The organism is Kitasatospora sp. NPDC059747 (assembly GCF_042732955.1).
Taxonomy (GTDB): Bacteria; Actinomycetota; Actinomycetes; order Streptomycetales; family Streptomycetaceae; genus Kitasatospora.
In genome coordinates, this window is record NZ_JBHWGV010000176.1 from 1 (window position 1) to 12520 (window position 12520).

10 protein-coding genes are annotated in these 12520 nt (G+C 73.4%); 4 read left to right on the top strand and 6 right to left on the bottom strand.

The window, feature by feature from the left end; genetic code table 11:
• The first annotated feature begins 217 nt into the window (after positions 1 to 217).
• Positions 218 to 637 carry a DoxX family protein gene (locus ACFV4G_RS40470; RefSeq protein ID WP_380448100.1) on the top strand — a complete coding sequence of 140 codons (420 nt, stop codon included), beginning with the start codon at positions 218 to 220 and terminating at the stop codon, positions 635 to 637.
• Between the two features lie 229 nt (positions 638 to 866).
• Here the strand turns inward: ACFV4G_RS40470 and ACFV4G_RS40475 are convergent, their stop codons facing one another.
• The gene (locus ACFV4G_RS40475) at positions 867 to 2039 is read right to left on the bottom strand and encodes a helix-turn-helix domain-containing protein (RefSeq protein ID WP_380448102.1); all 1173 of its coding nucleotides are present in this window, start codon (positions 2037 to 2039) and stop codon (positions 867 to 869) included.
• A gap of 269 nt (positions 2040 to 2308) precedes the next feature.
• Between ACFV4G_RS40475 and ACFV4G_RS40480 the strand changes: the two genes are divergently transcribed.
• Together ACFV4G_RS40480 and ACFV4G_RS40485 are read left to right on the top strand one after the other, a co-directional pair.
• A complete protein-coding gene (locus ACFV4G_RS40480; RefSeq protein WP_380448104.1) occupies positions 2309 to 3574 on the top strand; it encodes an Ig-like domain-containing protein in 1266 nt (421 codons plus the stop codon).
• Positions 3575 to 3670: 96 nt separating this feature from the next.
• Positions 3671 to 4714: a hypothetical protein gene (locus ACFV4G_RS40485; protein WP_380448106.1), complete on the top strand. Its 1044-nt coding sequence runs from the start codon at positions 3671 to 3673 to the stop codon at positions 4712 to 4714.
• 144 nt (positions 4715 to 4858) lie between these two features.
• Here the strand turns inward: ACFV4G_RS40485 and ACFV4G_RS40490 are convergent, their stop codons facing one another.
• The 5 genes from ACFV4G_RS40490 to ACFV4G_RS40510 all read right to left on the bottom strand — a co-directional run bounded on the left by ACFV4G_RS40490 (position 4859) and on the right by ACFV4G_RS40510 (position 10932).
• Positions 4859 to 5503, bottom strand: a complete 645-nt coding sequence (locus ACFV4G_RS40490; protein WP_380448108.1) for a DUF4360 domain-containing protein — start codon at positions 5501 to 5503, stop codon at positions 4859 to 4861.
• Positions 5504 to 5758: 255 nt separating this feature from the next.
• On the bottom strand, positions 5759 to 8341 hold the full coding sequence (locus ACFV4G_RS40495) for a glutaminase domain-containing protein (RefSeq protein ID WP_380448110.1): 2583 nt from the start codon (positions 8339 to 8341) through the stop codon (positions 5759 to 5761).
• 311 nt (positions 8342 to 8652) lie between these two features.
• Positions 8653 to 10353: a CHAP domain-containing protein gene (locus tag ACFV4G_RS40500; protein ID WP_380448112.1), complete on the bottom strand. Its 1701-nt coding sequence runs from the start codon at positions 10351 to 10353 to the stop codon at positions 8653 to 8655.
• Positions 10354 to 10429: 76 nt separating this feature from the next.
• On the bottom strand, positions 10430 to 10750 hold the full coding sequence (locus ACFV4G_RS40505) for a hypothetical protein (protein WP_380448114.1): 321 nt from the start codon (positions 10748 to 10750) through the stop codon (positions 10430 to 10432).
• A complete protein-coding gene (locus ACFV4G_RS40510; RefSeq protein ID WP_380448116.1) occupies positions 10747 to 10932 on the bottom strand; it encodes a hypothetical protein in 186 nt (61 codons plus the stop codon). Before ACFV4G_RS40510 ends, ACFV4G_RS40505 begins: the two co-directional genes overlap by 4 nt.
• A gap of 294 nt (positions 10933 to 11226) precedes the next feature.
• On the opposite strand from ACFV4G_RS40510, the gene ACFV4G_RS40515 reads away from it, so the two are divergent.
• Positions 11227 to 12207, top strand: coding sequence for a LuxR C-terminal-related transcriptional regulator (locus ACFV4G_RS40515; RefSeq protein WP_380448118.1), 981 nt, complete (start codon positions 11227 to 11229; stop codon positions 12205 to 12207).
• The last annotated feature ends 313 nt before the right edge of the window (positions 12208 to 12520 follow it).

A 12520-nucleotide genomic window follows, 5' to 3' on the forward strand; every position in this document is an offset into this window, starting at 1 on the left:
CCGGTACGACAAGCGCGCCTACGTCTTCCACGGCACCGTCACCGTCGCATCAATCCGACTCTGGCTCCGACGATGATCCGCCGTACAGAACCTAGCCGGCCGAAGCGTCGGGCTGCTGGAAGGCCCGGGAAAGTTCTTCTCACCGGACCGATGAGTTCGGACGGTGGCGGCGGTCAAACCCTCGGAAGCAACGACAGCCGACCCGGGGAGACCTGAAATGTCCAGCACTGCCACCACCACCACCGCCACCGCCGTGAAGTCCGGCAGGGCCACCGTCCGCTTGGTCTGGACGCTGCGGATCCTGCTCGCGCTCTTCTTCGCCCTGGCCAGCGCGCTGCCCAAGCTGCTCGCGCTCCCCGCCGCCACCACCGTCTTCGACGCCATCGGCTGGGGCCACTGGTTCATGTACCTGACCGGGCTGGTGGAGCTCGCCGGGGCGATCGGCCTGCTGGTCGGGCGGCTGGCCGGGCCGGCCGCGGCGGCGCTCATCGTCTTCCTGGCGTTCGCGTTCCTCACCCAGCTCACCGCGATGCACGGGGAGAACGCCGGGACCCCGTTCATCTTCATGGTGCCGCTGGCCGTCATCGCCTGGAACCGGCGCACCGAGACGGCCGAACTGCTCGGCCTGCGGCGTTGACCGGATGCTCGCAGGACCCGCCGGCACGGGCACGGCGTCGCGGCGCACTACCGGCGCTCTGGCCGGTCGCCCATGACGACCTGCCCGTCGCCGGCGGCATGGCCAAGGCCAAGGTCGCCGAAGTGTTCCTGGTGGTGGACTTGCCGTGGTGTTCGCAGCGCAGCGAGGACACCGACCACCACCGCCGTCCGCGCGGGTGGGGTCCCGGTGCGGGAGCCCCGTGCGGCCGTCACTTCTGGAAGGGGCTCGGCTCCCAGGCTTTGCCGCCGGCCGGGTAGCTGTACAGCGGTCGGCCCTTGACCGCGCTGGTGCGGAACGGCGCGCCGTTGGCCAGGCCGATGGGCAGTGTGCCCGTCCGGTTGCCGCTGGACCACTCCAGTTCCAGGTACCAGCTGACGTCGTGGAAGGTGGTCTCGGCGGTGACCTCGATGACCTCCGGGTCCCGTTCGCTCACCTTGAGCGGCAGGCCGGTGCTGCCCCCGGTCAGGACCGGACGGGGGCGGGCCGCGTCCAGGTCGAGGTCGTAGGAGTGGACGTCCATTCCGCCGCCGCAGCCCTGGCCCATGGAGTAGGCGTTCCAGGCCAGCGGGGCCGCCGTCCGGGCGACGCGGACGTTGAGGGCGGTCAGCACCACGGTGTCGCCGCCGGTGCCCTGCACGGTGAGCTCGATCGACTGGTAGTGGCCGGGGACCGCACCGACCTCGGAGGCCCAGGCGGGGACGTCCGCCACCGCGGGCGGCCGGGGGACTTCCGACGGCGGACGGTCGACCACGTACTGGTCGCACTCGGCGTCCCGGAGGGACGGGCGGACCGTGACGGTGATCGGGGCGCTCGCACCCTGGTCCGCGGTGCCGACAGGCCCCGCCGGGGCGGGAGCGGACACGGGGTCACCGTCCCTGCGGGTCTTGAGATCGGTGGCGACGGCGCCGATGGTGGCGAGCACGACGATTGCCGTCACGGCCGCGAGTACGCTCCGGCGCGAACGCCTGCGCGGCGGCACTGCGGGGGTGAGCGCCGGGCCGGCCGTCTCGTCCTCTGTGACGCTTCCCGCGGCCGGTTGCGGTGTCGCTTCCGGCGTCGGCGCCGGTGCCGGTGCCGGTGCCGGTGCCGCCGCGGCGGGGGCGGACGCCTGCCGGTTGCCCCGCGCCTCGTGGGCGATGCCCCACAGCCGGTAGAGCTCGGTGCGCTCCTCCGGGGTCGCCCCGCACAGCCGCGCAAGGCGCTCCAGCGGGGCGAACTCCGCCGGCATCACGTCGCCGTTGCAGTAGCGGTGCAGGGCCGACGTGCTCACGTGCAGCCGCTTCGCCAGCACGCCGTAACTGAGGCCCGAACGGCTCTTCAGCTCCTGGAGCAGCCGCGCTGCCCCGTCCGCCTCCCTCAACTCCCCGGTCCCCTCTGGCACTGATCCTCCACCCCGTTCCTGAACCCCCACGGTGATCGCGCCCCCCGGCAGCGGCCGTCGCCGGAGCCGGATCACCTGGACGCGGACCGGCGGCATCGGCATTGGCATCGGCCGCGCCGTCCCGGCGCCCGCGAGCGCGTCCCAGGAAGGTTACGTCTTCCCAGCTCAAACAGGGTAGAAGCGTCCCCGCGTCCCTGATCGTCGGCCCACCGTTGCAGCCGGGACGAATCGGCGCACAAGCTGGCGGCGAACACCGAGAGGGAGCAACTGTGAGCACTGTTCGGGCGGCCCGGGCCGCTATACGCACCAACGTCGTCTTCCACCGCGGGGCGGTGGCACTGGCGATGGGCGGGATCCTGCTGATGTCCTCGGCCTGCGGCGACGGCCAAAACAAGAGCGCTGACACCGCCGCCTCCGGCGCACCCTCAGGCACCCCCGGCGACACCCCCTCAGGCACCCCCGGCGAGGCGGCCGGCGCGGCGACGCCGAGGACGTCGACCGCGGTGCTGGACGTGGAGCCGAAGGACGGGGCCCAGGCGGTCGCACCGACCGCGCTCCACGTGAGCGTCTCCCACGGCACGCTCACCGCCGTCGCCGTGACCGACAAGGACGGCAAGCCCGTCCAGGGCTCGATCACCCCGGACGGCACCGGCTGGAAGCCCGCCGCCGCGCTCGCCCCCGGCACGGCGTACACGGTGAACGCCCAGGCGAAGGACGCCGACGGCCTGGTCTCCGCGGCCACCAGCGCCTTCACCACCGTCTCCCCCGGCAAGCGGGTGTCCAGCAACGACAACATCGCCGACGGCCAGACCTACGGCGTGGGCATGATCGTCAAGGTGGACTTCGGCAGCAGGATCGTGAACAAGGACGCCGTCGCCAAAGCCATCACCTTCGAGACGGACGACGGCACCGAGGTGAAGGGCCACTGGTTCGGCGACGACCGGATCGACTTCCGCCCGGCGCAGTTCTGGAAGCCGAACACCAAGGTCACCATCCACTACCGGCTGAAGAACGTCGAGGTCGCCCCCGGTGTCTGGGGCGACGTCGACAAGGACGAGCCGTTCGTCATCGGCCGCTCCCAGGTCTCCACCGCGGACGCCGCCACGCACCTGTTGACGATCGTGCGGGACGGCCGGACCACCACCGTGCCCGCCACCCTCGGCGACGACAAGCACCCCTCCTGGGGCGGAACCATGGTCGTCATGTCCAAGGAGAAGGTCACCCACATGAACTCACAGACCGTCGGCATGGGCAACGAGTACGACATCCCCGACGCCCCGCACGCGATGCGGCTGACCAGGAGCGGCACCTACCTCCACGGAAACTACTGGTACAAGGGCGACCCGTTCGGCAAGGAAAACACCAGCCACGGCTGCGTCGCGCTCAAGGACGTGGAGGGCGGCAGCGACACCTCCCCGGCCGGGTCGTTCTTCAACAGCTCGCTGATCGGCGACGTCGTCACGGTCGTGAACACCAAGGAGAAGACCGTCGCCCCCGACAACGGCCTCGGCGGCTGGAACCTGGCCAACTGGTAGCACCCGCCCGCCGGCGTGAGTCCCCGCCGGGGCAGCGGGGCGGCTCCCGGCCGCCTCGCCGGTCGGTGTGTCCGAACGGGCGGGCATACTGGCGCCGTGCCGACCGCCGAAGACCCCCACCAGCACCCGTCCCGCGAGCCGGAGCCGGCCGAGCCGGGCCGGGCGACACCCGATCCGTTCGAGGGGCTCGTCCTGGACGAGCGTTTCGTCAAGGACGCCGCCGTCAAGGAGCCGACCGCCCGGACCCGGATGCTCGCCGCGCGGTGGCGGCAGGAGCCGCCGGTGGATCCGGGAGGCCGCCGCTGGACGCCCGGGGCCGCCTCCGGCACGGCCCGCTCGCGGTGGTTGCGGCCCGGACGGCGGCGCACCGTGCTGATCGCGGTCGCCGCGTTCGCGGCGCTGGTGGCCGTCGCGGTCGGGACGGACCCGGCCGGTCTGCTGAACGGGGGCGGCCCGGCGGCGCGCCGCCCGCGGGGTGTGCCCGCCTCGCCCCGGCCGACCGCGGACGTCGCGCTGCCCGGCGGTGGGGTCTCCGACGGCACCAGGTGCGGCGCCAAGGGCTTCCACCACTTCGAGCCGGCGCCCGGATCCTTCACCTTCGCCGGGTCACTGGCGGACGCCCCGCCGCCGGGACCGCAACTCGCCCTCGGCTCCTACGGGTTCTCACGGGACGCGGCGAACGACCCCGGGCGCTTCACCATCGGTCTGGACCTCGCACCGGGCCCCGGCGGCAACGCACTGGACCTGTCCGCGCCGCTCGGTCAGCAGGGCGTGGCGGTGGAGATCGAGGGCCCGGACGGCCTGGTCGGCGGGGCCCACGGGCTCCCGCTCACACACGACGGCGACGCCCCGTCGGGTGACGCCCCGTCCGGCGCGGGCGGCACCGTCCACGTCGGACCGGAGAGCGGCGCGTCCGTCCAGGTGAGCCTCCCGGCCGCGGCCCTGTGCCCGGGCTTCGACGGCTTCGCCGTCCAGCAACGCCTGATCGCACCGACCGACTCGCACAACACCATCACCGGCCAGCCGTACTACCGGCTCACGGTCTCCATCTCCGATCCGGCGATCGGCGCGCTGCGGCGCCAGGCGGGCTCGACGGTGCCGGGCGACGTACTGGCAACCGACAACCGGATCCCCCGCTGACCGGAGTTACCCGAGGAAGGTCCCGACGACGCCCGGCGGGAACGGCGAAGGGGCGGCCCGGGCTCGGGCCGCCCCGACGCGGTGCTGCCACCGATCACGGGAGCCGCTGGCCCGGACGCACCCGCCGGCCGCAGCGCCAAGAGGTCACGGGCACTGCTTCCAGGCCAGGTGGTACACGGTTTTGATCCCGCCGGCCGTCGAGTCCATCCCCAGGAAGCTGGTGGCGCCCGGGCTCGACGTGCCGGGATCGACCTGCAGTTCGGTGTCGATGCCGAGGCTGCGTTCCTCCCCGCAGGGGGCGAAGACCAGGGCGGCGGTGTCCACGGTGTCGGTCACCTGCCAGTCGTTGTTGAATCCGCCCTTGAAGTGATGGGTCTTGTGGATGGTGCGGGGGTCGCCCTGGAAGTGGTAGCCGGCCCGCACGGTCCCGGACGCGCCCGGCGCCAGTGACGCGAAGCCGCTGTAGCCGGCGGACACGATCGCGTAGGTGGAACCACCGGGGACGTGCACGAGCAGGTTGAGCTGACAGTCCTTCCGGAAGTCGGTCGGCGCCGACCCGGGTCCCACCTGGGCCATGTAGTTGCTGTAGGTGACGGTGAAGGCGGTGTTGTCGGGGGACACGGCCACGGCGGCCGTCCCCGCCGGGCAGCCGGAACCGGCGGCCGCCACGCTGTCGATGACGATCCGGTCCGGCGGCGGGGGCGGAGGCGGAGGCTGGCTGCCGCCGAGAGCCGACGAACCGAACAATGATGTAGCGACACCGGTCGCGGCCAGCACGCGGAGCACCATGGGCTTCCCTTCGATCGTCCACGGATCCGGGGCGGGCACGGCTTTCCGGGCCCGCCCCCGGACTTCACGTCGGCATCGCACCACACGTTGCACGCCCGAGCACGGAAGGTGACGCCCCGGTCACTCAGACGGCCTTCAGGGCGGAGGTCGCGTGACATGGCAGGCTCGGAAGCAACCCCGGAGGCAGCCGGCCGCGGTGATGCGCCGCCGTCGGCCCGGACCGTGCCGCCGCGGCCGGACCTGCCGGTGGCGGCCTCAGACCAGGCGCCAGAGGTGGTCCGGCGTCCCGTTGTCGGTCCACTGCGTCACCTGGGCGCCGTCGGTGAGGCTCTGGTCCTGGACGGCCAGGAGCTTGCCGCTGTGGACGTTGACGATCTTCGACCAGCCGTTGCCGGCATCGAGCAGGCGCCAGAGGTGGTCCGGGGTGCCGTTGTCGTGGTACTGGCGGACGAAGGCGCCGTCGGTGAGGCTCTGGTCCTTGACCGCGAGCAGCTTGCCGGTGGCACGGTTGTAGATCTTCACCGTGCCGTCGCCGTTGTCGACGACCGTCCACAGGTGGTCCGGGGTGCCGTTGTCCGACCACTGGGTGACGTTGGCGTTGTCCAGCAGGGACTGGTCGGAGACGGCCAGCAGCTTGCCCGAGCGCTGGTTCTGGATCCGGTGCCAGGAGACCGTGGAGCCCGTCCGCGGTGCCACCAGGGCGAAGATCCCGCCGACCACCGGGCGGGCCTGGAACGGTTTGGTGGCACCGGTCGTGGCGTCGTACCAGTCGCCGAAGGGGACGCGCCCGGTGCCGGTGCTCACGAAGCTGTGGACGCCGTTGACGAGGGTGTCGCGGACGGTGCCCTGGTCGCGCAGCCAGGCGGCCGTCCACAGCTCCCAGTCGGCCTTGGTGTAGCCGTTGCCGTCCAGCACCACGCCGAAGCCGGCGGCGTTCGCCTGGTACCAGGCGGCCTCCTGGGCCGCGACGCCGGCCGGGACGAGGTCCAGGCCCAGCAACTGGTCGGCGAAGCCGTTGTACTTGAGGCTCCAGGTGTTCGCCGAGCCGTACGCCAGGTCCAGGTGGGCCGCGCCCGGGTCCTGGGCCGAGGTCAGCCACTGGCTGATGTAGCCGCGCGCGGTGGCCGCGTAGCGTGCCCGGTCGGCGTCGTTGCCCGCGAAGCCCGCCACGACGCCCATGGCGCCGATCGCGATGATGCCCTTGAGCGCGAGGTTGGCGTTGTGCGCGACGGGGCCGGAGAAGTCGTCGGTGGACAGCTGGCTGCCGGGGTCCAGCGCGTTGCCGACCAGGTAGTCGGCCCACTGCTTGAGGACGGCGTAGTGCGCCTGTGCGAACGAGGCCGCGTCGGCCGCGGCCAGGCGTTGCAGCAGCGCTGCCGTCATGATCAGCATGTTGGCCGACTCCTCGACCGGCATGTCCTCCTCGACGCCGTCGTTGTGGCCGGCCGCGTTCGGGTAGTGGGTGCCCAGGTCGTGCACGGCGAAGCCCTTGGGCCAGCCGCCGTGTTCGCAGTAGGCGAGGATCGGGGTCAGGAGCAGCTGCAGGTAGCTCGGTGAGAGGTAGAGGAAGAGCGGCAGCGCCGGGTAGACCACGTCGATGGTCGAGACGTTGCCGTCGGAGGAGATCTCCTTGAGGAAGGCCCAGGGCGCCCCGTCGTAGCCGGCCAGTTCGGTGCCGGCCACCGCCTGGCGCAGCGCCAGGGCGCACAGCGCCGCGTAGTCCGTGCCCAGGGCCCCGCCGCCGACCGCCGCGCTCGCGTCGTTCCGGATCCGGGCGTCCAGCGCCGTACCGGCGAGGAGCGCCGCGCCGTAGTCGGCCAGGAACCAGTCGGCCATGTCCGGCCAGCCGTTCCAGTACGCCCGCCACCACGGGTCCAGGTTGCCGCCGAGGTAGCTCAGTGCGGGCCCGCGGACGTGGCCGACGGCCACCACGAACTCCGCCGACGCGGTGGCGCCCACCGGGCCCAGGTCGCGGCACAGGCCCAGCACCGGCCAGGAGTCGTCGATCGCCCGGGGCCGGTTGGGATCCGAGGTGCCGGCCAGGGCCCCGTTCGAGGCGGCCGCGCTGCGCACCGCGGTGTCCGCGCCGATCTGCCACGTCGTGCCCGGGGCGGCGGGCGTGGCGAGGACCACCGTGCCCCAGGACGCCTGGTCGCCGTGCTCGGCGAGGACGGTGGGGTTGGCGGGGGTGACGGTGAGCGCCAGGTTGCCGCCGGTGGTCCGTTGCTGGGACCAGGTCACCGGCTGGGTGATGTCGCCGTGTGCCCACTCCCCCGAGATGTCCAGGTGGAGCTGGACGGTGTGGCTCTGGCCGTCGTCGGCCACGGCCCGCATCGACACGTAGCTGAACGGGACGCACTGGCGCTGCAGGTCGTTCAGGTCGACCGGGGAGAAGAACGTCACGGTCAGCGTGACGCCGCCGGCGGTGAAGGTGTAGATCGAGCGGGTGGCGGTGAGTTGGAGCGAGGTCTGGGTCATGGTGGCGCCGACCACCGACTGCGGCGGGTTGCCGGCGAAGAGGTGGCCGGTGCCGTCGATCCGGGCGATTCCGCAGAACGCCGTGACGTGCCCGTTCCAGAAGGTGGACCAGGTGCCCGCCAGGTTGTCGCCCGCCTGCCAGGTGTTGAGGTAGGGCGAGCGGACGGCCAGCGGCGTGGCCGGGGGGCGCAGCGGGGTGAAGGCGGTGGAGGCGGTGGAGGGCTGCGCGCGGGCGGCGGCGGGGGCGGCGGTGAGGGCGCCGAGCGGTCCGGCGGCGGCCAGGGCGGCGGCGCCGGCGCCGATCAGCAGGGCGCGGCGGGACGGGTGGTGGGCTGGGGTGGTGGCCTCGGTGTCCGACATCCCGTCGGCTCCCTTCGAAGGTGGTCGGGGCGTGGGGTGGGCGTGGGTTGGGCGTGGTCGGGGGTGTGACGTGTGGTGGACGCGTGGACGTGCGGACGTGCGGACGTGCGGACGTGCGGACGGGGGGGGGGGCGCGCCGGGCCGGGCGGCTGCCGCGCGCGCCGCGGGGCGCGCGCGCGGGGGGGGGCGCGCGGCGGGGGGGCGCGCGCGCGCGCGCGGCCCCGGGGCGCCGGCGGCGACGGGGGGGCGCGGGCCGGGCGCCCGCCCCGGGGGCCGCCCGGCGGCCCCCCCGCCGGGGAGTTGCGCGGGTGTCAGATGTTGACGAAGCGGGCCGGCCGGCCGCCGGGGGCCCAGCCGAGCTCCCAACCGGACCAGCTGCCCGGCTGGTGCCAGTTCTCGTAGGCGTTGCCGTCCCCGCCGACGCCGTAGAGCACGTTGGTGCCGTTGAAGTCGCGGCGGGCGTTCGGGGTGCCGATGAGTCCGCCGGAGGGCGCGGCGCTGAGGGTGTGCCAGCCGGACCAGGGGCCGGCGCCCGGGTTGACCTGGTAGTTCTCCTGCACGTTGCCCTGGTTGTCGAGCGCGTCGACGACGGTCTTGCCGGAGCTGTCCATGAAGACGCTCGGCGAGCCGAGGATCCGGGCGCCGTTGGCCGCGGAGCCGAGCGCCAATTCCCAGCCGGACCAGCTGCCCGGCTGGTGCCACGTCTCCCAGACGCGGCCGTCGGTGCCGGTGGCGTAGACGACGTTGGTGCCGTTGCTGTCGACGTAGCCGTACGGGGTGCCGGTCATCCGGACGCCGGAGGGCAGGCCGGAGATGGTGTGCCAGCCGGACCACGGGCCGGCGTTCGGGTTGACCTGGTAGTTCTCCTGGACGTTGCCGTTGCTGTCGATCGCGTCGACCACGGTGTGGCCCGCGGTGTCGATGAAGACGCTGGGCGAGCTGACCAGCTTGGTGCCGCCCGCGGGGCCGCCGGGTGCCCAGGAGAGCTCGAAGCCGGACCACGTGCCGCCGTCGGGGTGCCAGTTCTCGTAGATGTTGCCGTCGCTGCCCAGGACGTAGATCACGTTGGTGGACATGTTGCGGGTGGCGAACGGGACGCCGATGAAGCGGACCCCGCCGGGCTGGCCGGAGACGTAGTGCCAGCCGGACCAGGGGCCGGCGGCGGGGTTGGTCTGGTAGTTCTCCTGCACGTTGCCGTTGAGGTCGACGGCGTCGACCACGGTCTTGCCGTACCAGTCGACGAAGGCGCTCGGGGAGCTCTCGAAGCGGGTGCCGCCGACCGGCGAGCCGAGGCCGAGCTCCCAGCCGGACCACGGGCCGGCGGCGACGTTGTTCTGGTAGTTCTCGTAGATGTTGCCGTTGTCGGCGGTCGCGTAGGCCACGGTCTTGCCGCTGTGGTCGACGACCGTGGTCTGCAGGCCGCTGCTGATCGGGGCCGGCGCACCGATCGGGGAGACGAACCCGAGGAAGCTGTAGCCGCCTTCGAGGTTCGCCTCGATCTGGTCGGGCGTGCCGCTGACCTCGGTGACGGCGTTGCCCTGGTTGCCGCCGATCTCGGTGAGCGTGCCGTCCGGGTGCACCGACTCCACGATGCCGATGTGCGCGCCGCCGCTCGCCTTGGTCGGGTAGTTCCTCCCGCCGAAGATCATCGCGTCGCCGGGCTGCGGGACGTAGCCGGTCGGGTCGTGCCAGGTGCCGTTGTTGTCGCCGTAGTTGACGAAGGTGGTGACCGTCCAGCCCAGCGGGGAGACGTCGACCCCGCCCTGCGACCAGGCCCACTTCGCGAACGCGGCACACCAGTTGAGGCTGCAGTCGATGCCGTCGTAGCCGGAGCTGCAGCCGCCGCCCAGTTGGCCGCGGGCCGCCGAGACGATGGTGGTGCTGTTCACCGCGGCCGCGGCGGACGACACCGGGAGCAGCGCGGCCGTGCTCGCCACCAGGGTCGCTGCGACGGTCCGGGCGACGGCCCGGCGCAGTGACCTGCCGACGCCGGCGGGGGTGGATCGGGACATGTGTCGTGGTTCCTTCCGTGGAAGTGGAGTGTGCGGGTGTGAGTGTGTGCTCAGCGGTGGCGGTGGCGGGGGCGGATCAGAAGCCCAGGCCGGCCAGCGGGAGCGTGCTGAGGCGTTCGGCGGTCCAGCCGGACAGGGTGGGACTGCGTGTGGTCCTGGCGCACAGGTTCCTGACGGTCCGGAGGCAGTCCTCGGCGCTCTCGGCGCGCAGGATCACGGCGATGTCGAGGCGGCCGGCGGGTGCGGGAGCGCTCGTGCGGACGTGGTCGAGGCGGTCGGCGGGTGCGGCGTGGGCCCAGAACAGGTCGACGACCGTCGCGGGGTCCGGGAGGCGGTCGATCGGAGGCGCCCGGGTCAGCCGGACGGCCACCACGTACCTGGCGGTCGCCGCCGTCACCAGCAGGCGCCGCAGACCTCGCCCGGGGAGCCGGCCGTGTCGGCTGCCACGGGCGCGGCAGCGGCGGCGGGCGCGGCAGCGGTGGCGGACGCGGACGCGGCAGTGGTGGCGGACGCGGCGCACAGCCCGATGCCGACCAGGGCGATCAGGACGAGCGATGCGAATCGCCGTGTTCCGGGCATGGCGGGACCTCCGTACGGCTGGGGGTGAGTGGCCGGAACGGTCGCTCCGGTGCCGGATCCGTCGGGCCCTCGGCGCCCTTCGGTGACGACGAGTCTTCTCGCCGGTCCGGGCCGGCGGAAGGAGTCACCGGTGGCCCGAAGGTTCCATGGCCCGATCGCGCCACACCCCGCCGACGGTCTCCTGCGGCCGCGCGCCGACGGCTGGTACGAACCTTGTTGGATCTGGTCCGGACATGCCAGGCTCAGCACGGGACGCAACGACATCGCACCGGGGACGGGACGGGGGCTGGACCGATGCTGCGCGCGCTGGGGCTGGACGCGGTCAGTGAGCGGGTGTACCGGGCGCTCCTCGCCGATCCGACGGCGGACGCCACACTACTGGCGGAGCAACTCGCCCTTCCCCAGGGCGAGGTGACGAGAAGTCTGGACACGCTGGCGGACCTCGCCCTGCTGCGGATGTCCCGCGAGGCCGCGGACCGGCAGCGCCCGGTCAGCCTCGAACGCGGCATCGCCCTGCTGCTGAAGCGCCAGGAGGAGGAAGTCCGGGCCCGCCGCGCGGCTTTGGAGGCCAATCGCGCCACCGCGGCCGCCGTGACCGAACGGGCGACCCTCGAACGCCGCCGCATTCCGACCGGCACCGAGCAGCTCGACGGCCTGGACGAGATCCAGTCCTGCCTGGAATCGCTGGCCCAGGGCGCCACGACGGAGATCCGCTCCATCGTGCCGACCCTGATGACCCCGGAGGCGCTCGAAGCCGCACGCCCGCTGGACGAGGAGCTCCTGCGCCGCGGGGTCGCCCTCAAGACGGTCTGCCACGAGAGCGCGCGCACCAACCCGCCGGCCCTCGCCTACGCGCGCTCGATGGCCGCGATCGGCGCACAGCTGCGCACCGCCCCGGCGCTGCCGCACCGGCTGTTCGTCGTCGACCGGGCCACGGCCCTGGTCCCCCTGGACCCGGCGTCGCCGAGGCCCAGTGCCGTCATGGTGACCGCGCCCGGGATCGTGGCGGCCCTCGGCGAGCTCTTCGACCGGGTCTGGGACACCGCCGTCCCGCTGGAGGACGCCCCCGCCCCCGACCGGGCCACCGGCATCACCCCCACCGAACGGGAGTTGCTCAGGATCCTCTCCACCGGTCTCACCGACGAAGGCGCCGCCAAACGCCTGGGCGTCTCCCTGCGCACCGTCAAGCGCCGGATGGAAGACCTGATGCGCCGTCTCGACGCCGGCTCACGCTTCGAGGCCGGCTTCAAAGCGGGCCGGCGCGGCTGGCTCTGAACCGCCTCTCCCGGGTCCGGGTCCTTGTTCTCCCGGTCCGCCCGCCGTCGGGGTCACCCGGGCCGGCCGTACGTCCCGTTCGCCGCGGTCGGCACCGGGCTGTGCGCCCGCACCGTACGTCCGGGCGTGCCGGAACGGGACGCGACGTAGCCGGGCCCCGGGGCATCAGGGGGTGTTCCGCCCGGCATCGGGGCGGGACGGCGCGGGGCCCCGCGCGGGGGGGGGGGGGGGGCCGCGGGGGGGCCCCCGGGGGGGGGGGGGGCCCCCCCGGGGTCGGGCGGCGCGGCGGGGGGGGGGGCCCGCCCCCCCCCGG